The organism is Burkholderia cepacia, from assembly GCF_001718835.1.
GTDB lineage: Bacteria > Pseudomonadota > Gammaproteobacteria > Burkholderiales > Burkholderiaceae > Burkholderia > Burkholderia cepacia_F.
The window spans coordinates 1159630-1178425 of sequence record NZ_CP013443.1 but is presented as its reverse complement, the minus strand read 5'-3'; the positions used below and the strand labels follow the sequence as shown (position 1 = coordinate 1178425).

Sequence of the window (18796 nt, the reverse complement as noted above, 5' to 3'; positions counted from 1 at the left end):
GCCACCAACCGATACGCCTTGCGGCGCAGTCCGACTGATGATCACGCAATCCTCGCCCGCCTCCCGATCCGCAGCCGACCACGACGTGCCGCTGTCGCTCGCCGACGCGCAGGCACTCGCGTGCCGCTTCGCCGTGCCCGTCGCGGCGTGCGAGACGGTGGCGCTGCGCGAAGCGCTCGACCGCGTGCTCGCGGCCGACGTGAACGCACCGTTCGACATTCCCGCGTACGACAACTCGGCAATGGACGGCTATGCGTTCGACGGCGGCGAATGCGCGCACGCGTCGCCGGACGGCGACGTGACGCTCGCGATCGCGGGCGCGGCGTTCGCCGGCCATCCGTTCGACGGCACCGTGCCCGTGCGCGCCTGCATCCGCATCATGACGGGCGCGCCGATGCCGGCCGGATGCGACACGGTGGTTCCGCAGGAACGCGTGCGCGCCGACGGCGACACGATCCGCTTCGCCGCGCGTGACATCGCGCGCGGCGCGAACTGCCGCAAGGCCGGCGAAGATCTCGCGCGCGGCGCCTGTGCGCTCGCCGCCGGCCGCATCCTGCGCCCGTCCGATCTCGGCCTGCTCGCGTCGTTCGGCATCAGCGAGGTCACGGTGCGCCGGCGCGTGCGCGTCGCCGTATTCTCTACCGGTGACGAACTGCGCGCGCCCGGCGAGCCGCTCGGCCCCGGCGCCCTGTACGACAGCAATCGCGGAATGCTGATCGCGATGCTCGCCCGCTTGAACGCCGAACCGCTCGATCTCGGGATCGTCCGCGACGACCCGGCCGCGCTCGAAGCTGCATTACGCGACGCCGTCGCCGCGCAGGCCGACGCGGTGATCACGTCCGGCGGCGTATCGGTCGGCGAAGCCGACTTCACGCGCGACGTGATGGCACGGCTCGGCGACGTGGCGTTCGCCAGCCTCGCGCTGCGTCCCGGCCGGCCGCTCGCGTGCGGCACGCTCGCGCCGCCGTCCGCCGGCGAACGCGGCGCGCTGTTCTTCGGGCTGCCCGGCAATCCGGTCGCGTCCGCCGTGACGTTCTACGCGATCGTGCGCCCCGCGCTGCTGACGCTGGCCGGCGCGCAGACGCCGCCGCCCGCGCTGTACACCGCGCTCAGCACGCAGCCGCTGAAGAAGCGGCCGGGCCGCGCCGAATACCTGCGCGGCGTCGCCACGCGCGTCGCCGACGGCACGTGGCGAGTCGCGCCGACCGGCTCGCAGAGTTCCGCGTCGCTGAGCGGCCTCTCGGCCGCCAACTGTTTCATCGTCCTGGGCCACGATACCGCGGCAGTCGACGCGGGCACCCCGGTCGATATCCTGCCGTTCGACGGCCTGATCTGAATTCCACTATCGGTATATCTCTACGGGGGCAATCCGCACATGAAGAAACAAATTTCGTCGATCGCCGCGGGCCAGACCGCAAAGGCGCTGATCCTCGTCTACCTGACGTTCAGCGTCCCGATCGTGCTGCTCGGCATTCTCGTCGCATACGTCCGTTACGGGATGGTCGAACTGAGCACGATCCTGAGCGCGCTGCTGCTGAACGCCATCCTCGGCTTCGTGCTGCTGTGGATCGCGTGCCACGCGTACAACTGGGTCGCATCGCGCTTCGGCGGCATCGAGATCGTGCTGTCCGATCCGCCGGAGGAAGCGTGAACGGCACGCCGCTGATCCGCGCGGCGCAGGCAAGCGACGTCGGCGCGATCCTCGCGCTGATGCGCGAGCTGGCCGAATTCGAAAAGCTCACGGATCTGTTCGTCGCGACCGAGGCCGATCTCGCGGACGCGCTGTTCGGCGCACACCCCGCCGCCGAGGCCCGGGTGGCCGAGCATGACGGCGCGATCGTCGCGTATGCGCTGTTCTTCCACAATTATTCGACGTTCCTCGGCCGTCGCGGCCTCTATCTCGAGGATCTGTACGTGCAGCCGTCGCAACGCGGCACGGGCCTCGGCACCGCGATGCTGCGCCACCTCGCGGCCCTGGCCGTCGAGCGCCGTTGCGCCCGCTTCGAATGGTCGGTTCTCGACTGGAACCAGCCCGCGATCGATTTCTACGAAAAGATGGGCGCCACCGTGCTGCCCGACTGGCGCATCGTTCGCGTGACGGGTGACGCGCTGGACACGCTCGCCGGGCACTGAACCCGGCCGCCGCAGCAGCAGCCGTCAAAAGAAATGGGCGCTCATCGCGCCCATTTTCGTTTCAATGACGGCTCGCGTGGCCGGCGCCGGTCACGCGTCGTCGGGATCGACACCGTCCGCGCCCAGCAGCCCGGCCGCCGCGTCGCCCGGCAGCGCCTCGACCTGCTTCAGCTTGCGACTCATCACGCGCGTACGCTGCTCGGCGGACTCGATCGAGCGTGTGACCGTTTCGAGCTGCGCCTTCGTGCGCGCGAGCACGTCGCCGAACTTGCCGAATTCCGTCTTCACCGCGCCGAGCACCTGCCACACCTCGCTCGACCGTTGCTCGATCGCGAGCGTGCGGAAGCCCATCTGCAGGCTGTTCAGCAGTGCGGTGAGCGTCGTCGGGCCGGCCACCGTCACGCGATAGTCGCGCTGCAGCAGGTCGGTCAGCCCCGGGCGGCGCAGGATCTCCGCATAGAGCCCTTCGGTCGGCAGGAACAACAGCGCGAAATCGGTCGTGTGCGGCGGTGCGACGTACTTCTCGGCGATCGTGCGCGCCTCGAGCCGCACGCGCGCTTCAAGCGCGCGGGCCGCCTCCTCGACCGCCACCGCATCGGCACGCTCCTGCGCGTCGATCAGCCGCTCGTAATCCTCGCGCGGGAATTTCGCGTCGATCGGCAGCCACACGGGCGGCGCGTCGCGCGTGCCGGCATCGCGCCCCGGCAGCCGGATCGCGAACTCGACGCGCTCGCTGCTCTTCGGCACCGTCGCGACGTTCTTCGCGTACTGCTCGGGCGTCAGCATCTGCTCGAGCAGCGCCTCGAGCTGCACTTCGCCCCAGGTGCCGCGCGTCTTCACGTTGGTCAGCACTTTCTTCAGATCGCCGACGCCCGCCGCGAGCGTCTGCATCTCGCCGAGCCCGCGATGCACCTGCTCGAGCCGGTCCGACACGAGCTTGAACGATTCGCCGAGCCGCTGCTCGAGCGTCGCGTGCAGTTTCTCGTCGACGGTGCGGCGCATCTCCTCGAGCTTCGCCGCGTTGTTCGTCTCGATTTCCTTCAGCCGCTGTTCGAGCGTCGCGCGCACTTCGCCGATCCGGCGATCGTTCGCCTCGGTCAGTTGCGTGAGCTGCCGGTTCAACGTGTCGCCGAACAGCCTGAGCGCGCCCGTCTGCTCCTCACGCGCCTGCTGCGCCTGACGCTGCAGGCTCTCGCGCATCGCGTCGAACTGCTGCGCATTGCCGGCGACGAGCTTGCCGAGCTGCTGGGCGAAGCCCTCGACCTGGTTGTTCTGCACGGTCGCCACGCTCGTCAGCTGCGCGGCGAGCGTCTGCTGAAGCTGCGCAAAACTGCCGGCCAGCTCGGTGCGCGAGCCGCGCGCGTTCTCGACGATCTCGCCGCGCAATTCGCGTTCGAGCCGCTCAACCGCGCGCGCCTGCGCCTGCGCGGCGTCCTCGATCTGGTCGCCCAGTACCGCCGCATCGTCGTGACGGCCACCGCCACGCATGAGCGCGACGATCGCCACGACGAGCGCGACGGCCAGCACGACGACCGCCGCCAGCAACAACGTCGTCGTCATGCGCGCGGCTTCCCGATCACGTCAGGGTTGATCGGATTCGGCGGCCGCCCCGCGCGCGGCCCCTCGCCCAGCGCGGCGATCAGGTTGTCGGCGGCGAGGTTCGCCATCGCGCGGCGCGTTTTTTCGGTCGCGCTCGCGATATGCGGCGTCAGCACGACGTTCGGCACCTCCAGCAGCGCCGGATGGACCGTCGGCTCGCCTTCGTACACGTCGAGGCCGGCGGCGGCGATCGTCCCGTCGCGCAGCGCGACGGCCAGCGCCGCGTCGTCGACGATCCCGCCGCGCGCGATGTTCGTCAGCGTCGCAGTGGGTTTCATCTTCGCGAGCTCGGCCGCGCCGATCGTATGGTGGTTTTCCTTCGTGTACGGCAGCACGAGCACGACGTGATCGGCGCGCGCGAGCAGCGCATCCTTCGATACGTATTCGGCATTCAGCTCGGCCTCGATCTCGGGCGCGACCCGCGACCGGTTGTGATAGATCACCTGCATCCCGAAGCCGCGCGCGCGGCGCGCGAGCGCCTGGCCGATGCGTCCCATTCCGATCACGCCGAGCGTCGAGCCGTAAATGTCGCTGCCGAGGAACCCGTCGTAAGCCCACTTCCGCCAGTGGCCGGCGCGCAGCCAATGCTCGGATTCGGCGATCCGGCGGGCGGCGGCCATCATCAGCGCCCAGCCGAAATCGGCGGTGGACTCGTTCAGCACGTCGGGCGTGTTGGTGCCGAGCACGTTCGCCGCATTGAACGCGGCCATGTCGAAGTTGTTGTAGCCGACCGCCATGTTCGCCACGACGCGCAGGCGCGGCGCCGCCGCGAGTTCGGCCGCGCCGACCGGATCGCCGGCCGTCAGCGCACCGTCCTTGTCGGCCAGACGCGCGGCGAGCGCGTCGGGAGCGAGTGCGTCGCCGTTGTTCCAGTCGACGTCGAAATATTGCTTGAGCCGCTCGATCACGTCCGGAAAGATCGGACGCGCGACCAGGATCTTCTGCATTGCCATCTCCGCATGCCGCTGGCGGATCGCAGCGCGCCGTGCGCCGCCGGGACCGCCCGCTCCAGGTTGAAAATCGTCAGCTTACGCCGTGAAGAAAAGCCACGACGTCAGCAGGAACACCGGTATCAGTACGACCAGCGCCCAGCCGAGATACGCGAAGAAGCTCGGCATCTTCACGCCGCGCGATTCGGCGATCGCCTTCACCATGAAGTTGGGTGCGTTGCCGATATAGCTGTTCGCGCCCATGAACACCGCGCCCGCGGAAATCGCGGCGAGCGTCGACGCGCCGGTCGTCATCAGCGACGGGGCATCGCCGCCCGCGAGGTTGAAGAACACGAGATAGGTCGGCGCGTTGTCGAGGAACGACGACAGGATGCCCGTCGCCCAGAAGTACATCGCGTCGATCGGCTTGCCGTCCGGCCCCGTGACGAGATGGACGATCTGCGCGAACGCGCCGTCGGCGCCGGCGCGCAGGATCACGATCACCGGCGCGATCGTCACGAAGATTCCCGCGAACAGCTTCGCGACTTCCTCGATCGGCGCCCAGTTGAATGCATTACCCTCACGCGCGGAACGCGGCGTGAGCGCGAGCGACGCGAGCGTCACACCCACGAGCGCGACGTCGCGCACGAGGTTCTGCAGCGCGACGTGCGTGCCCCAGACGTCGAATGCGATGCCCGGCTTCCAGATGCCGCTCATCAGCACAAGCGCAACCACGGCCGCGAGCAGCACGAAGTTGATCTTCCCGTCGATCGACAGCGCCGCGCCGTCGGGCGTCGGGTCGAGCGCGGCCGGCCGCTCCTCGCCGCCCTTCCGGTAGAAGTACGTATCGAGCACGAAGAACAGCGACAGCAGCACCGCGCAGATGAACAGCATCGGCAGCGCGAGGTGCGTGGTCGTCCAGAAGAAGCTCACGCCGTTCAGGAAACCGAGGAACAGCGGCGGATCGCCGAGCGGCGACAGCGAGCCGCCCGCGTTCGCGACGAGGAAGATGAAGAAGATCACGACGTGCACGACATGCTTGCGGTTGTCGTTGGCGCGCAGCAGCGGCCGGATCAGCAGCATCGCGGCACCCGTCGTACCCATCACGCTGGCGAGCAGCGTGCCGAGCGCGAGGATCGCGGTATTGAGCTTCGGCGATCCATGCAGGTTGCCGTTCACGCAGATGCCGCCCGCGACCGTATAGAGCGCGGTGAGCAGCACGATGAACGGAATGTATTCCTCGAGCAGCGCATGCACGAGCGTGCCGAACGCGGTGCCCGCGCCGAACGCAAACCCGAACGGGATCAGGAACACGACTGCCCATCCGGCGGCAATCTTGCCGAAGTGGTGATGCCAGAAGACGGGGGCGACGAGCGGGAACAGCGCGATGGACAGCAGGATCCCGGCGAACGGGATACCCCAGAGGGCAGACAGCGCGGCACCGTCGAGCGTTGCGGCCGATGCAAGCGCGGGGACGGCGCCAAGCGCGATCCCCGACGCCATGCCCGCCCAGGCGGCATGTCGTTTCATGCAGAACTTCCTTGTTCGAATGGGTGTGGATACAGCGGACGCGTCATGCGCCCCGTACGACGATCACGTGAACGCGGTACGGGCCGTGCGCGCCCAGTACGATGGTCTGCTCGATATCGCCCGTGCGCGACGGGCCCGACACGAAATTGACCGCGCGCGGCAATTCGCCGCGCTCCGCGCGGATCAGCGCAAACGCGTCTTCATGACCGGCGACGATCCGCGACGCAGGAACGATCGCGATGTGCGTTTCCGGCAGCAGCCCTGCCGACGCATAAGTGTCGGGACCGGACAGCAGCACCAGCGAGCCCGTTTCGGCGGTCGCGCAAAAACAGCCCGTGAGGCCGACCAGATCGCCGTCGCGCGGCTTGCGGCATTCGACCGACAGGCCTGCGCCCGCCCAGTCGAAATCGGCCAGCGTGCGCCACGCGACGGCCTGCGTCGGCAGTCCGTGAGCGGACAGGTAGCGGGCTGCGGCGGCCGGCACATCGGCAAGCGCCGCGACTTCGTCGACCGTCGTCGACAGACGGGCCGCTTCGTCGACGAATGCCGCGACGAGATCGGCCGGCGCCGGCGGGCGCGGGCCCTCCGGGTGACGGGCGAGATAGTCGGCAACGCCGTCGCGCTCGGCCGCATCGGGTTCGGCCGCGCGCCCCTGCGCCGCGCGAATGCGCGCGAGGATCTGGCGACGGGCAGCGGAAGTGTCCATGAACGGTCCTCGTGACGTTGGCGGGCGATACCGTCGGATTATACCGGCCGGCCCCGCCGCGACGCAGCTTCGGCCGTTCGGCCGACGCTTACTTCGACGCGTCTTCCTCGACCGGCTGCGCGATGCCGAACACCTGGCGCAGGTACGCGAGATATGCCTTGTCGTCGCACATGCTCTTGCCCGGCGTATCCGACAGTTTCGCGACCGGCTGCCCGTTGCAGCGAACCATCTTGATCACGATCTGCAGCGGCACGTAGCCGAGGTCGTTCGTGAGATTGGTGCCGACGCCGAAAGCGAGCTTGCAGCGGCCGCGGAACCGTTCGTACAACTGCATGACCTTCGGGATGTCGAGCGCGTCCGAGAACACGAGCACCTTGGTGCGCGGGTCGCAGCGGTTCGCCTCGTAATGGCGCAGCATCCGCTCGCCCCACTCGAACGGATCGCCCGAATCGTGGCGCGCGCCGTCGAACAGCTTGCAGAAGTACATGTCGAAGTCGTTCAGGAACGCGTCCATCCCGTAGACGTCCGACAGCGCGATGCCGAGGTCGCCGCGATACTCCTTCGCCCACATCTCGAAGCCGTAGATCTGCGAATCGCGCAGCCGCGGGCCGAGCGCCTGGCACGCCTGCAGATACTCGTGCGCCATCGTGCCGAGCGGCGTGATGCCGTGCTTCATCGCGTACTGCACGTTGCTCGTGCCCGCGAACTGCGGGCCGAGCCCGTCGCGCAGCGTGAGCGCGACTTCCTCGTGCCACACCTTCGAGAAGCGCCGGCGCGTGCCGTAGTCGGCGATCTTGCAGTCGGCGAACTCGGGCTTCGCGCCCAGCAGCTTGATCTTCTCGCACAGCCGCTCGCGACCTTCGCGATAGTCGGGCTCGCGCTGCGTGTTGCGGAAATAGACTTCGTTGACGATCGCGAGCACCGGGATCTCGAACAGGATCGTGTGCAGCCACGGCCCCTCGATCACGATGTCGATCTCGCCGTTGCCCTTCGGCGACGGCGTGATCGAGATGTACTTCTCGTTCAGGTGGAACAGCGCGAGGAAGTCGACGAAATCGCTCTTGATGAAGCGCATGCGCCGCAGGTAATCGAGTTCGACGTCGGTGAAGCGCAACGAACACAGGCCGCGCACCTCGTCGCGGATCTCGTCGATGTACGGCACGAGATCGACGCCGGGCGTGCGGCACCGGAAGCGGTACTCGACGTTTGCGGCAGGAAAGTGATGCAGGACGACCTGCATCATCGTGAACTTGTAGAGATCCGTGTCGAGCAGCGAAGTGATGATCATGATTACGGCACCGCCAATATCGTGACAGGGCCCCGGCGCACCACGCGCCGCCCGGTCTGTCGGCCATGTTACCCGAATGCGGGCCCGACCATCGCGAAACCGCGGCGCGCTGCCCCGCGCGAGCCGCTCCGGACAGGCGCTCATAAACTAATCACGAAACGATATAAGCCGGATAGCCGACCACGCCATGCGGGTTTTGCGCTTCAGTTACAATGCCGGTTTTGGCGCATCGCCACCCCATATATACCGCCAAGCAGGAGCGTTTTAATGACTCACGTTGTGACCGAAGGCTGCATCAAGTGCAAATACACGGACTGCGTGGATGTGTGCCCGGTGGATTGCTTCCGTGAAGGTCCCAACTTTCTCGCCATCGATCCGGACGAGTGCATCGACTGCGCCGTGTGCGTCGCCGAGTGCCCGACCAATGCGATCTATGCCGAAGAAGACGTTCCGGGCGACCAGCAACAGTTCACCGCGCTGAACGCCGAGCTGGCAAAGGACTGGCCGTCGATCACCAAGACCAAGCCGGCACCGGCCGACGCGGACGAGTGGAAGGAAGTGCAGGACAAACTGCACCTGCTCGAGCGCTGATCGCGCGCATGCCCGCCGGAAAAAAATTTTGCGCGGCGGGCATAAAAGGTGTTGACAGCCTAACCAACACCCCATACAATCTCGTTTCTCTGCTGTTGTTGTTTGTTCCCCGATAGCTCAGTCGGTAGAGCGCCGGACTGTTAATCCGTAGGTCCCTGGTTCGAGCCCAGGTCGGGGAGCCAAAAAAGACAAAGGCCCGTTGAAAGTGGACGGGTTTTTTGTTGGCCACCAGACACACACGCAGATGTACCGATTTATTCCCCGATAGCTCAGTCGGTAGAGCGCCGGACTGTTAATCCGTAGGTCCCTGGTTCGAGCCCAGGTCGGGGAGCCAAATAGCGAAAGGCCCGTCATTCGACGGGCCTTTTGTTTTTCCGGCATCGGCACAATAACGCGATCCGCGCATGCTAGAGTCTCTGTCCCGCAATCGCTTCAGATTTCGCCGATGAAGAGCCGTCTTGCCACCGTCGCGCCGTCCGCCCTCCTCCTCGCCACGCTTGCCGCCGCGCCGCTCGCGCACGCGGAGGAAGTCGGCAGCGTCAACACCCATTTCCGCGTCACGGGCTCCGATCGCGTGGTCGTCGAGGCGTATGACGATCCGGTCGTGAACGGCGTGACCTGCTACGTGTCGCGCGCCCGCACCGGCGGGATCAAGGGCACGCTCGGCGTCGCCGAGGATCCGAGCGAAGCATCGATCGCGTGCCGGCAGGTCGGCCCGATCAGCTTCAAGGAGCCGCTCAAGCAGCAGACCGACGTGTTCAGCGAGCGCATGTCGTTCATCTTCAAGACCCTGCACGTCGTGCGCGTGGTCGACACCAAGCGCAATACGATCGTCTACCTGACCTACAGCGACCGCATCGTCAGCGGCAGCCCGAAGAACGCCGTCACCGCAGTGCCGATGCCGGCCGGCACGACGATTCCGGTCAAGTAAGCCGCAACCGGCACGCGGGACTACACTGTCGATTCGCCCGATCCAGTGCCCGCCATGTCCGCCACCCGCCTTCCAGACTCCGCACGCTACTGGCGCACGCCGCTGCTGCCGGATGCGGATCTCGTCACGGCCACCTATCGCGACCACGCGTTCGCGCCCCACTGGCACGACGCGTACACGATCCCCGTGATCGAAGCGGGCGCCGAACGCTATGTCTGCCGCGGCGCCGGCCATGTCGCCGAAACCGGCTCCGTGCCCGTGATCAATCCCGGCGAGGTGCATACGGGTTCGCGCGCGGCCGACGAGGGCTGGTGCTATCGCGTCAGCTACCTGCCGGTCGATTTCATCCGGTCGCTCGCGAGCACGATCGCCGGCCGCCCGCAGGACGCGCCGTGGTTCGCGCCCGACGTGATTCGCGACGCCGACCTGGCAGCCCGGCTCACGCTGGCGCACCGGATGATGGAGGCCGGCAGCATACGCGCGCCGGCGCCCCATGAGTACGGGCCGCCGGCCGACGCCACCGCGATGCCCGACGCGCCGCGGATCTACGATCCGCTCGCCGCCGAAACGGCGATGCTCGATGCGTTGTCGACGCTGATCGTGCGCCATGCCGACGCGCTGCCGCGACCGGCGCCGCTCGCGGCGGACGAACCCCGCGTCGACGTGATGCGCGAACGGCTCGCCGCCGATCTGACGTGCACGGTGACGCTCGACGAAGTCGCGCAGGCGGCCGGCCTGTCGCCGTTCCACGCAGCACGCCTGTTCACCCGCACGACCGGCATGCCGCCGCACGCGTGGCGCAACCAGTTGCGCTTGCAGCGCGCACTGGCGCCGCTGCGCGCGGGCGTACCCGTCACCGACGTCGCAGCGGCCAGCGGCTTCGTCGACCAAAGCCACTTCACACGGCATTTCAAACGCATGTTCGGCGTACCGCCCGGACGCTGGCAGGCGAGCTGACGCCCCCGCGCAGCGCTGCAGGCCGCCGGCGACGCAGGCAACGGCGCCGCCTGCCCGGCAGCGCAAGAACGTACAAGCCGCCCGTTCGCCGGCCCGCTATCCTCCCGCTCATGGAGGAGCAATTCGTGAATCAATCATCCGCGTCATCCCCACGCCGTCCGCTGAACGAATGGCTCGACGGCGCGCGCGACACGATCCCGATGATGATCGGCGCCGCCCCGTTCGGCGTGATTTTCGGCACGCTCGTTGGCGGCGGCCCGCTCGCCGCGTGGCATGGCGCGTTGATGTCGCTCGCCGTGTTCGCGGGCTCCGCGCAGTTCATCGCGCTCGGCCTGATCGCGGGCAGCGCAAGCTTCGTCGTCGTGCTCGCGACCACGCTGATCGTGAACCTGCGTCACCTGCTGTACAGCGCGACGCTCGCGCCCTATGTCGCGCACCTGCCGCTGCGCTGGCGCGCGACGCTCGGCGCGCTGATGACCGACGAGGTGTTCGCGGTCGCCTATGCGCACTACCGCCATTTCCCGCCCGGCGCGATCGGCCCCCACTACTTCTTCGGCTCGGGGCTCGCGATGTACCTGAACTGGCAGGTCTGGACGCTCGCGGGCATCGGTTTCGGCGCGGCGTTCCCGGGCCTGCAGTCGCTCGGCCTCGATTTCGCGATGGCGGCGACCTTCATTGCGATCGTCGTCCCGCAGCTCGGCACCCTGCGCTATTTCGCGGCGGCCGTGACGGCCGGCACGCTGGCGTACTTCTGGCAGGGCTGGCCGTACAAGCTCGGACTGCTCGGCGCGGTCGCGGCGGGGGTCGTCGTCGGCGTCGCGCTGACGCTGCTACAGGACCGCGCACGCGCCGGCTCGCGCACGGAGGCCGCATCGTGAGCTACGCGCTGCTGATTCTCGGGATGGCCGTCATCACGTACGCGATCCGCTCGACGCTGTTCCTGTTCGGCGAACGGCTGACCTTCCCGCCGCTCGTGCGAACCGCGCTCGGCTTCGTGCCCGTCACCGTGCTGACCGCGATCATCGTGCCGATGACCGTCTCACCGCACGGCGGCACGGCCGAGCTGACCTGGCGCAATCCGCAACTCGTCGGCGCGCTGGCGGCCGTGCTCGTGTCGGCGGCGACCCGCCGCCCGCTCGTGACGATCGCGGCAGGGCTCGCGGTGTTCTTTTTCTGGCAGGGCGTGGTGCTGCCGCACGGCTGGCTGCCCGGCTGAACCGGCGCCGGAATGCGCGAGCGCACATCCCGCTCAAGTTTCGCGCCGCCCGGCCGATAAACGGTTGAAGACCCGCCGTCGGTCCCGGCGCGCGCCGGACCGTCGACGACGCGCCGGCGCCGGCGCGCGAGACCCCGGCATCCGGCCGGCGCGGGCCGCCATCGAGACGATTCATGGGCCAGATCACCCTTTCCCTCAAGGACGACACGCTCGAGTCCCTGCGCAAGGACTACGACGCGTTCGTCCGCGTGTCGCTGAAACTCGACCCGCAGTTCGCGACGCCGTCGTTCGAGGATTTCCTGCGCGCCAAACTGCTCGACAACATGGTGCCGCTGACCGAGCACGCGGTGCAGCGGATGCTGCAGGGCGGCCAGTACGCGTGGGCCAAACGCACGCTCGACAAGGAATTCCCGGACGTCGTCGCGATCCTGATGCGACAGGCCGGCGAATTCGGCTTCGGCTTCGCGTCCCGCTCCGAATGGACCCCCGACGAACTCGCGAAGGCTTGTCGCGACTGGGCGAAGGCGATCGTCGCCGAAGCGCAGGGCGACCCGTCGCTGATCGACCCGCTCGCCTCGCAGATCAAGGGCGCGGCGCAAGACATCCAGGCACTCGAGGAACTGATGCAGACGCCGGCGTGGCGGCTCGCGGAATCGCTGCGGCAACGGGTCTACGAGGCCAAGCTCGCGTGCGAGATGAGCGTCGGCAGCACCGCGCGCGACAAGCTCGGCGAACTGCGCGGGCTGCTGCGGCTCGGGCTCGCGCACGGCTCGTTCCAGAAGCAGGAAGCGCAGCAGATCATGGAATACCTGCGGCTGCTGAAGCCGGAGATCTTTGTCGAGGAGCCGTACGACGTCTTCGCACGGCTCGCCGCGTGGCTGCGCAGCGTGTTCTCGCCGCCCGCGGTGCGCACGCAACAGGGCCAGACGCCCGAACAGCGCCGGCCGTGACCGCGCGCTCGCGGCCATGAACAACGGCCCGGGCCGCGCGAAGCGAACCGGGCCGCCGGGTTGATGCCGCCGCCACGACGCGCCTTGCGGGGCGACCGTCGCGCGGCGGACGAACGACGTTACTGCGTGGCGCCCTGGGCCGATGCACCGCCCTCCGCACCGACCGATGCGCCGCCTTCGGTCGCTTCGCCGGCCTTCGCCTTCGCGGCGCTGGCGTGCCCCTTCGCCGACTTCGCGGCGTGCTTGACGTGCTTCTTCGTCGACTGGACGGCCGACGACGCGGTGTCCTTCGCCTCGTCAGTCGCCGAGCTCATTGCGCCGGTCGCGCCGCCCGACGCGTCGGCGCCGCCCTGCATGCCCGCACCGGCGGCCGGCGTCTGAACCTGCACGCCGGCGCCTGCCGAGCCCTGTGCGCCCGCCGTCTGGGCAAATGCGGCCGAAGTGGCGAACGCCGTCAGCGCGGCACCGATCAGCATCGTACGAATCTTGGACATGGCAATTCTCCTCAGGAAGTTGTTGGCGTGGACTGCATCGATGCGGTCCATCGCGTCCCCCGCCGCAACATGCAACAGGTACGCCTAGAGACCCGGCGTTCGCAGGACGGGTTCGCCGATCTCTCAGACTGTTACCCACCGTTTCATTTGCTGACGAATCGCTCACACTCTTTAACATCCCGCGCCGACGCCGTATCGCCGCGCTCGCGCGCAGGCTTCCGGTGCCGTATGATGCGGAGCGTTTCCTCCCGCGCCTTGCGCACCTTCTTCGTCATGCCCAACCTGGATTTCACGCTGACCGGCGAATACGTCGAGCTGCACAACCTTCTCAAGATCACCGGCCTCGCGGACAGCGGCGGCAGCGCGAAGCTGATCGTCGCGTCCGGTGCGGTGAAAGTCGACGGCGCGGTCGAACTGCGCAAGACCTGCAAGATCCGCGCGGGCCAGGTCGTCCTGCTCGGCGACACGCGCATCGCGGTGCACGGCGCGTAGCGCAAGCATCCGGCCGCGCGACGCCGCACCCGACCCTGCGCGCGACAGGGCCATCGCCCCTCGTTCGACACGGTTCGAATAAAGCCGTAAGCTAGCCGTCTCTCAAAATAAATACATATAGCGCGGGCCCGCACCCGCGCGAGCGCCCATTCCATGTCGCATTCCGGTCTTACGCGGACGGCCGCCGCGCCGCCGTCCCTGTCCAGTCATGCCGCCGATACCGCGCGCCTCGCCGCGCCGCTCGCGATCGCACAGCTTTCGCAGATGGCCATGAGCGTCACCGACACGGTGCTGCTCGGCTCGCTCGGCCCCGATTCGCTCGCCGCGGGCGGACTCGGCGCGAACTTCTTCTTCGTCATCGTGACCGTGCTGCAAGGCGTGCTGTCGTCGGTCAGCGTCAGCGTCGCGCACGCGCGCGGCGCGAAGGCCGACGAGCGCGTGCCGCACATCTACTGGACTGGCTTCGCGCTGTCCGTGCTGCTCGCGATTCCGGCCATCATCGCGCTGTCGCTGTCCGAACCGATCCTGCTGATGTTCCACGAGCCGCCCTTGCTCGCGCATCACGTCGGCGAATACACGGGCATCCTGCGCTTCGCCGCGCTCGGCAGCCTGATCGGCGTCGGGCTGATGCGTGCCTTCCTGCCGGCGATCGGCGCGGCGCGGCGGCTGCTGTGGGTGTCGATCGGCGGCGTCGGCGTCAACGCCGTGCTGAACTATGGCCTGATCCACGGTGCGTTCGGGCTGCCGCGCCTCGGCTTCCTCGGTTCGGCGGTCGCAACGACGATCACGATCTGGCTCACCGCGCTCGCCTTGATCTGGCTGCTGCATGGCCGGCAGCGCTTCCGTCATTTCGTCACCGCCGCGCGCCCGAAGCTGCCGATGATGGGCGAGCTGATCGGCATCGGCTGGCCGGTGGCGATCACGTACGGGGTCGAGTCGACGCTGTTCCTCGCAACCGGCCTGACCATCGGCGTGCTCGGCGCGACGTCGCTGGCCGCGCACCAGATCGCGCTGAACGTCGCGTCGGTGGCGTTCATGGTGCCGCTCGCGATCGGCCAGGCCGCCAACGTGCGCGTCGGCTACTGGGTCGGCGCGGGGGCGCCCGTCGCCGCGCGGCACGCGGGTTTCGTCGCACTCGGCCTCGGTGTCGCGTTCATGACGCTGTCGGGCATCGTGCTGATCGTCGCGCCGCACGCGATCGTCGGCCTGTACCTGAACCTCGACGATCCGTCGAACGCGGCCACGGTGTCGCTCGCCGCGTCGCTGCTCGGCATCGCCGCGGTGTTCCAGATCGTCGACGGCGCGCAGACCGTCGCGTCGGGCGCGCTGCGCGGCCTGAAGGACACGCGCATCCCGATGCTCGCGGCGACCTTCGGCTACTGGGGCATCGGTTTTCCGACCGGCTACTGGTTCGCGTTCCACGTGGGCCTCGGTGCCCGGGGCCTCTGGTGGGGTCTCGCGGCCGGCCTTGCCAGCGTGGCCGTGCTGATGGCGTGGCGCTTCCACCGCAAGAGCGCGTCGCTCGCCACGCTGCGCGCGTGAGCGCGCCCGACGGCGCAAAACCGCCGCCGGCGCTATGCTAGCGGCTGTTCACCCGGATCACGCAGATCACGGGCCTGCGCCAGGCCCGCCGAAGAGACGCCGCGCACGAGCGGCGCGGCCTGCCCACGATACGCCCGACGCCGCGCGCCGCGCGGCCTTTCCCCTTTCCTGGAGGAGTGGATCATGAACGAAGCAGTTCGGATGGAACGCGATACGTTCGGCGAGATCGCCGTACCGGCCGACCGGCTCTGGGGCGCGCAGACCGAGCGCTCGCTGCAGAATTTCCGGATCTCGACCGAGAAGCAGTCGCCCGAGCTGATCCACGCGCTCGCGATCGTCAAGCGCGCCGCGGCGGCCGTGAACCAGTCGCTCGGCGTGCTGGCCGACGACAAGGCGCGCGCCATCATCGACGCGGCCGACGAGATCATCGCCGGCAAGCATCCGCGCGAATTCCCGCTCGCCGTGTGGCAGACGGGCTCCGGCACGCAGACCAACATGAACCTCAACGAGGTGATCGCGAATCGCGCGAGCGAACTGATGGGCGGCGAGCGCGGCGAAGCGCGCAAGGTTCATCCGAACGACGACGTGAACCGCGGCCAGTCGTCGAACGACGTGTTCCCGACCGCCATGCACGTCGCGGCCGCGTACGCGATCGTCAACCACCTGCTGCCAGCGCTGCGCACGCTGCGCACGACGCTCGACGCGAAGTCGAAGGCTTTCGCCGACATCGTGAAGATCGGCCGCACGCACCTGCAGGACGCCACACCGCTCACGCTCGGCCAGGAGTTTTCCGGCTACGTCGCGCAGCTGGACCAGGGCATCCGTCACGTCGAATCGGCATTGCCGCACCTGTACGAACTCGCACTCGGCGGCACCGCGGTCGGCACGGGGCTGAACGCGCATCCGGAGTTCGCGGTGCGGGTCGCCGATGAAATCGGCCGGCTCGCGAAGCTGCCGTTCGTGACCGCGCCGAGCAAGTTCGAGGTGATGGCGGCCGCCGATGCGCTGGTGTTCGCGCACGGCGCGCTGAAGACGGTTGCTGCCGGCCTCATGAAGATCGCGAACGACGTCCGCTGGCTCGCGAGCGGGCCGCGCTGCGGGCTGGGCGAACTGTCGATTCCGGAAAACGAGCCGGGCAGCTCGATCATGCCGGGCAAGGTGAACCCGACGCAGTCCGAAGCCGTGACGATGCTGTGCTGCCAGGTGTTCGGCAACGACGTCGCGGTCAACGTCGGCGGCGCGAGCGGCAATTTCGAGCTGAACGTGTTCCGGCCGATGATCGCGCACAACGTGCTGCAGTCGGTGCGGCTGCTCGCCGACGGCGCGCAGAGCTTCAACGACCACTGCGCAGTGGGCATCGAGCCGAACCGCTCGCGGATCGACCTGCTGCTGAACGAATCGCTGATGCTGGTGACGGCGCTCAATCCGCACATCGGCTACGACAAGTCGGCGCAGATCGCCAAGAAAGCGCACAAGGAAGGCACGACGCTGAAGGCCGCCGCGCTCGCGCTCGGCTACCTGACCGAGGCGGAATTCGATGCGTGGGTGCGACCCGAGCAGATGATCGGGGCGCGCTGACGCGCGGATCGCGCGCCGCCGGCATCGCGCGGCGCGCGACGGGTCCGGCACGGCGGCGCTTGCGTCAGACCGCGCCTTTCGCGACTTCTTCCGGCTTCATCTCGACGATCTTGTCGAGCGCGGCCCGCACGTCGGCCGCATATTTCGCGAGCACCTTCTGCTCGTCGGTCTCGGGCACGAACGGCGGCACCGGCACCGGGTTGCCGTTCTCGTCGACCGCGACGAACACGACGAGGCAATCGGTCGTCTGGCGCAGCACGCCGCCCTTCGGATCCCCGGCATGGACGGACACATGGATGTGCATGCTGGTGCGGCCCGTCGCCACGACGCGCGCCTTCAGCTCGACGAGATTGCCGACCAGGATCGGACGCTGGAAACGGATGTTGCCGACGCTGACCGTCACGCAATAGCGGCTCGACCAGACGGCCGCGCATGCATACGCGACTTCGTCGATCCACTTCATCAGCGCGCCGCCATGCACCTTGCCGCCGAAGTTCACGGACGACGGTTCGGCGAGGAAGCGGAATACGGTTTCGGTGCGGTCGAGGGTCGCGGTGGCGGGGGACGAGGCGGACATCTTGTTGACTCCAGGCGGCGGGGGGGCGCGGCAAACGGCCACATTATACGGTGCACTGCGACAATGCGCCGCGGCGCGCCGGCCGGCCCGGCGCACGGGAGCGGGCCATGCCGGACGGGCGGTGCGCCCCCGGTCAGCGCCGCACCGTCACGCCCTGGTCGATCACGCCGTACATCTCGATATGGCTGCCGCGTTCGCCCGCGGCGCTCGCGCCACCCTGTGCGCAAGCCGCGCAGACGAGCACCGCCGCCAGCAAACAGAAAATCGTCTTCATCGTTGCGTCGTGTCACGTGCGGCGGCCCCACTGCCGCCGCGCCCGGCCATTGTACGCGCGGGGCCGCCGACCCTCCGCCACCGGCCCTCCTCATTCGACATTTCAGCCCGACGCGAAACATCGAATACGATCAGCACCTACACTGCGAGACATCCCCCTTCTCCGAGGCGCCACGATGACCGATTCCGACGACCACCACTTTCCGGGCCTGAGCCGCATCGGTTCGCTGATCGCCGACCCTGGACGCGCCGCGATGCTGTGGGTGCTGATGGACGGCAGCGCACGACCGGCAGGCGAGCTGACGATGATCGCGGGGCTGTCGCCCTCCGCCGCAAGCGCCCACCTCTCGCGCTTGACCGAAGGCGGCCTGCTCGCGCTCGACGTGCGCGGCCGGCACCGCTACTACCGGATCGCATCGGCCGACATCGCGGCATCGCTCGAGGCGCTCGCGAACGTCGCCCGCGCGGCCGCGCCGCATCGCGCGGTTCCGCCGCCGTCCCGCACGGTCCCGGCCGAATTGCGCTATGCGCGCACCTGCTACGACCACATGGCCGGCGAACTCGCGGTGCGCATCTTCGACGGACTCACCGCGCGCGGCTGGCTGGACACGCAAGGCGACGCGGTCGACGCAACCGAGCTCGGCACGCAGGCGCTCGCGCGCTGGGGCATCGACGTCGCACAGCAGCGCACGCGCCGGCGCCGCTTCGCGTGCGGATGCCTCGACTGGAGCGAGCGGCGCTCACACCTCGGCGGCGCGCTCGGTGCGGCACTGCTCGAGAGCTTCTGCGCGCACGGCTGGATCGAGCGTGCGGCACGGCCGCGCGTGCTGCGCGTCACCGTGCCCGGACAGCAGGCGCTCGACGCGTGGCTTACAGCCCCATGACGCGCACGTGCGGCGGACAAGTTTTGTTACATGACGGGCATGAGGTCTTACAAAACACCGAGCATTGAAACAGGCCGAGCGGATATTGTGAACTCAACGGCACGAATCGACGCGCCGCGACAATGA

General features: G+C 68.4%; 22 protein-coding genes and 2 tRNA genes. 15 read left to right on the top strand and 9 right to left on the bottom strand.

The window, feature by feature from the left end:
• Positions 1-37: 37 nt before the first annotated feature.
• Genes glp through WT26_RS08860 form a run of 3 tightly spaced genes read left to right on the top strand, consistent with a single transcriptional unit; the run spans position 38 to position 2133 of the window.
• Complete coding sequence (glp, locus tag WT26_RS08870; RefSeq protein ID WP_069272642.1) at positions 38-1336, top strand: gephyrin-like molybdotransferase Glp; 1299 nt, start codon at positions 38-40, stop codon at positions 1334-1336.
• Positions 1337-1375: 39 nt separating this feature from the next.
• Positions 1376-1651, top strand: coding sequence for a hypothetical protein (locus WT26_RS08865; RefSeq protein WP_006401288.1), 276 nt, complete (start codon positions 1376-1378; stop codon positions 1649-1651).
• Positions 1648-2133: a GNAT family N-acetyltransferase gene (locus WT26_RS08860; protein WP_059527626.1), complete on the top strand. Its 486-nt coding sequence runs from the start codon at positions 1648-1650 to the stop codon at positions 2131-2133. The genes WT26_RS08865 and WT26_RS08860 overlap by 4 nt, the downstream gene beginning before the upstream one ends.
• Positions 2134-2223: 90 nt before the next feature.
• On the opposite strand, the gene rmuC is transcribed toward WT26_RS08860, so the two are convergent.
• The 5 genes from rmuC to pncB form a co-directional block, all read right to left on the bottom strand.
• Positions 2224-3693, bottom strand: coding sequence for a DNA recombination protein RmuC (gene rmuC, locus WT26_RS08855; protein WP_069272641.1), 1470 nt, complete (start codon positions 3691-3693; stop codon positions 2224-2226).
• On the bottom strand, positions 3690-4679 hold the full coding sequence (locus WT26_RS08850) for a 2-hydroxyacid dehydrogenase (RefSeq protein ID WP_059667071.1): 990 nt from the start codon (positions 4677-4679) through the stop codon (positions 3690-3692). Before WT26_RS08850 ends, rmuC begins: the two co-directional genes overlap by 4 nt.
• Positions 4680-4760: 81 nt before the next feature.
• A complete protein-coding gene (locus WT26_RS08845; RefSeq protein WP_059527633.1) occupies positions 4761-6191 on the bottom strand; it encodes a sodium:proton antiporter in 1431 nt (476 codons plus the stop codon).
• A 43-nt stretch (positions 6192-6234) separates the two neighbouring features.
• A complete protein-coding gene (locus WT26_RS08840; RefSeq protein ID WP_059498123.1) occupies positions 6235-6897 on the bottom strand; it encodes a LutC/YkgG family protein in 663 nt (220 codons plus the stop codon).
• A gap of 88 nt (positions 6898-6985) precedes the next feature.
• Positions 6986-8185, bottom strand: coding sequence for a nicotinate phosphoribosyltransferase (pncB, locus tag WT26_RS08835; RefSeq protein WP_069272640.1), 1200 nt, complete (start codon positions 8183-8185; stop codon positions 6986-6988).
• A gap of 267 nt (positions 8186-8452) precedes the next feature.
• On the opposite strand from pncB, the gene fdxA reads away from it, so the two are divergent.
• From fdxA to WT26_RS08795, 8 genes are all read left to right on the top strand, one after another.
• Positions 8453-8776 carry a ferredoxin FdxA gene (gene fdxA / locus WT26_RS08830; RefSeq protein ID WP_069272639.1) on the top strand — a complete coding sequence of 108 codons (324 nt, stop codon included), beginning with the start codon at positions 8453-8455 and terminating at the stop codon, positions 8774-8776.
• Positions 8777-8882: 106 nt separating this feature from the next.
• Positions 8883-8958 (top strand) — tRNA-Asn (locus WT26_RS08825).
• A gap of 76 nt (positions 8959-9034) precedes the next feature.
• Positions 9035-9110, top strand: a tRNA-Asn gene (locus WT26_RS08820).
• Between the two features lie 111 nt (positions 9111-9221).
• Entirely contained in the window at positions 9222-9707 is a 486-nt protein-coding gene (locus WT26_RS08815) for a CreA family protein (protein WP_069272638.1), read from the top strand.
• Positions 9708-9761: 54 nt separating this feature from the next.
• Positions 9762-10664 (top strand): AraC family transcriptional regulator, encoded by a 903-nt coding sequence (locus tag WT26_RS08810; protein WP_069272637.1) that lies wholly within the window; start codon positions 9762-9764, stop codon positions 10662-10664.
• A 110-nt stretch (positions 10665-10774) separates the two neighbouring features.
• Positions 10775-11542, top strand: a complete 768-nt coding sequence (locus tag WT26_RS08805) for an AzlC family ABC transporter permease (RefSeq protein WP_069272636.1) — start codon at positions 10775-10777, stop codon at positions 11540-11542.
• The gene (locus tag WT26_RS08800; protein ID WP_069272635.1) at positions 11539-11880 is read left to right on the top strand and encodes an AzlD domain-containing protein; all 342 of its coding nucleotides are present in this window, start codon (positions 11539-11541) and stop codon (positions 11878-11880) included. Before WT26_RS08805 ends, WT26_RS08800 begins: the two co-directional genes overlap by 4 nt.
• 173 nt (positions 11881-12053) lie before the next feature.
• Complete coding sequence (locus WT26_RS08795; RefSeq protein ID WP_069272634.1) at positions 12054-12830, top strand: DUF4088 family protein; 777 nt, start codon at positions 12054-12056, stop codon at positions 12828-12830.
• A gap of 119 nt (positions 12831-12949) precedes the next feature.
• Here the strand turns inward: WT26_RS08795 and WT26_RS08790 are convergent, their stop codons facing one another.
• Together WT26_RS08790 and WT26_RS38800 are read right to left on the bottom strand one after the other, a co-directional pair.
• Positions 12950-13324 (bottom strand): hypothetical protein, encoded by a 375-nt coding sequence (locus tag WT26_RS08790; protein ID WP_069272633.1) that lies wholly within the window; start codon positions 13322-13324, stop codon positions 12950-12952.
• Between the two features lie 143 nt (positions 13325-13467).
• Entirely contained in the window at positions 13468-13599 is a 132-nt protein-coding gene (locus WT26_RS38800; protein ID WP_257786178.1) for a hypothetical protein, read from the bottom strand.
• Here WT26_RS38800 and WT26_RS08785 point away from each other — a divergent pair.
• From WT26_RS08785 to fumC, 3 genes are all read left to right on the top strand, one after another.
• Entirely contained in the window at positions 13598-13816 is a 219-nt protein-coding gene (locus tag WT26_RS08785) for an RNA-binding S4 domain-containing protein (RefSeq protein WP_069272632.1), read from the top strand. The genes WT26_RS38800 and WT26_RS08785 overlap by 2 nt on opposite strands.
• 153 nt (positions 13817-13969) lie before the next feature.
• Positions 13970-15358, top strand: coding sequence for a multidrug efflux MATE transporter NorM (gene norM, locus WT26_RS08780; RefSeq protein WP_069272631.1), 1389 nt, complete (start codon positions 13970-13972; stop codon positions 15356-15358).
• Between the two features lie 183 nt (positions 15359-15541).
• Complete coding sequence (gene fumC / locus WT26_RS08775) at positions 15542-16936, top strand: class II fumarate hydratase (protein WP_059681809.1); 1395 nt, start codon at positions 15542-15544, stop codon at positions 16934-16936.
• 64 nt (positions 16937-17000) lie between these two features.
• Here the strand turns inward: fumC and WT26_RS08770 are convergent, their stop codons facing one another.
• Positions 17001-17513 carry an acyl-CoA thioesterase gene (locus WT26_RS08770; protein ID WP_069272630.1) on the bottom strand — a complete coding sequence of 171 codons (513 nt, stop codon included), beginning with the start codon at positions 17511-17513 and terminating at the stop codon, positions 17001-17003.
• Between the two features lie 133 nt (positions 17514-17646).
• On the bottom strand, positions 17647-17787 hold the full coding sequence (locus tag WT26_RS37995; protein WP_196774788.1) for a hypothetical protein: 141 nt from the start codon (positions 17785-17787) through the stop codon (positions 17647-17649).
• Positions 17788-17962: 175 nt separating this feature from the next.
• Here WT26_RS37995 and WT26_RS08765 point away from each other — a divergent pair, with 175 nt between their 5' ends.
• Positions 17963-18670, top strand: a complete 708-nt coding sequence (locus WT26_RS08765) for an ArsR/SmtB family transcription factor (RefSeq protein ID WP_069272629.1) — start codon at positions 17963-17965, stop codon at positions 18668-18670.
• Positions 18671-18796: the final 126 nt, after the last annotated feature.

What these genes read in the sequence shown, in the direction of transcription:
- glp (WP_069272642.1), top strand. Translation starts at nt 38, where the DNA reads ATGATCACGCAATCCTCGCCCGCCTCCCGATCCGCAGCCGACCACGAC.
- WT26_RS08865 (WP_006401288.1), top strand. Translation starts at nt 1,376, where the DNA reads ATGAAGAAACAAATTTCGTCGATCGCCGCGGGCCAGACCGCAAAGGCG.
- rmuC (WP_069272641.1), bottom strand. Translation starts at nt 3,693, where the DNA reads ATGACGACGACGTTGTTGCTGGCGGCGGTCGTCGTGCTGGCCGTCGCG.
- WT26_RS08850 (WP_059667071.1), bottom strand. Translation starts at nt 4,679, where the DNA reads ATGCAGAAGATCCTGGTCGCGCGTCCGATCTTTCCGGACGTGATCGAG.
- WT26_RS08845 (WP_059527633.1), bottom strand. Translation starts at nt 6,191, where the DNA reads ATGAAACGACATGCCGCCTGGGCGGGCATGGCGTCGGGGATCGCGCTT.
- WT26_RS08840 (WP_059498123.1), bottom strand. Translation starts at nt 6,897, where the DNA reads ATGGACACTTCCGCTGCCCGTCGCCAGATCCTCGCGCGCATTCGCGCG.
- pncB (WP_069272640.1), bottom strand. Translation starts at nt 8,185, where the DNA reads ATGATCATCACTTCGCTGCTCGACACGGATCTCTACAAGTTCACGATG.
- fdxA (WP_069272639.1), top strand. Translation starts at nt 8,453, where the DNA reads ATGACTCACGTTGTGACCGAAGGCTGCATCAAGTGCAAATACACGGAC.
- WT26_RS08815 (WP_069272638.1), top strand. Translation starts at nt 9,222, where the DNA reads ATGAAGAGCCGTCTTGCCACCGTCGCGCCGTCCGCCCTCCTCCTCGCC.
- WT26_RS08810 (WP_069272637.1), top strand. Translation starts at nt 9,762, where the DNA reads ATGTCCGCCACCCGCCTTCCAGACTCCGCACGCTACTGGCGCACGCCG.
- WT26_RS08805 (WP_069272636.1), top strand. Translation starts at nt 10,775, where the DNA reads ATGGAGGAGCAATTCGTGAATCAATCATCCGCGTCATCCCCACGCCGT.
- WT26_RS08795 (WP_069272634.1), top strand. Translation starts at nt 12,054, where the DNA reads ATGGGCCAGATCACCCTTTCCCTCAAGGACGACACGCTCGAGTCCCTG.
- WT26_RS08790 (WP_069272633.1), bottom strand. Translation starts at nt 13,324, where the DNA reads ATGTCCAAGATTCGTACGATGCTGATCGGTGCCGCGCTGACGGCGTTC.
- WT26_RS08785 (WP_069272632.1), top strand. Translation starts at nt 13,598, where the DNA reads ATGCCCAACCTGGATTTCACGCTGACCGGCGAATACGTCGAGCTGCAC.
- WT26_RS38800 (WP_257786178.1), bottom strand. Translation starts at nt 13,599, where the DNA reads ATGACGAAGAAGGTGCGCAAGGCGCGGGAGGAAACGCTCCGCATCATA.
- norM (WP_069272631.1), top strand. Translation starts at nt 13,970, where the DNA reads ATGTCGCATTCCGGTCTTACGCGGACGGCCGCCGCGCCGCCGTCCCTG.
- fumC (WP_059681809.1), top strand. Translation starts at nt 15,542, where the DNA reads ATGAACGAAGCAGTTCGGATGGAACGCGATACGTTCGGCGAGATCGCC.
- WT26_RS08770 (WP_069272630.1), bottom strand. Translation starts at nt 17,513, where the DNA reads ATGTCCGCCTCGTCCCCCGCCACCGCGACCCTCGACCGCACCGAAACC.
- WT26_RS37995 (WP_196774788.1), bottom strand. Translation starts at nt 17,787, where the DNA reads ATGAAGACGATTTTCTGTTTGCTGGCGGCGGTGCTCGTCTGCGCGGCT.
- WT26_RS08765 (WP_069272629.1), top strand. Translation starts at nt 17,963, where the DNA reads ATGACCGATTCCGACGACCACCACTTTCCGGGCCTGAGCCGCATCGGT.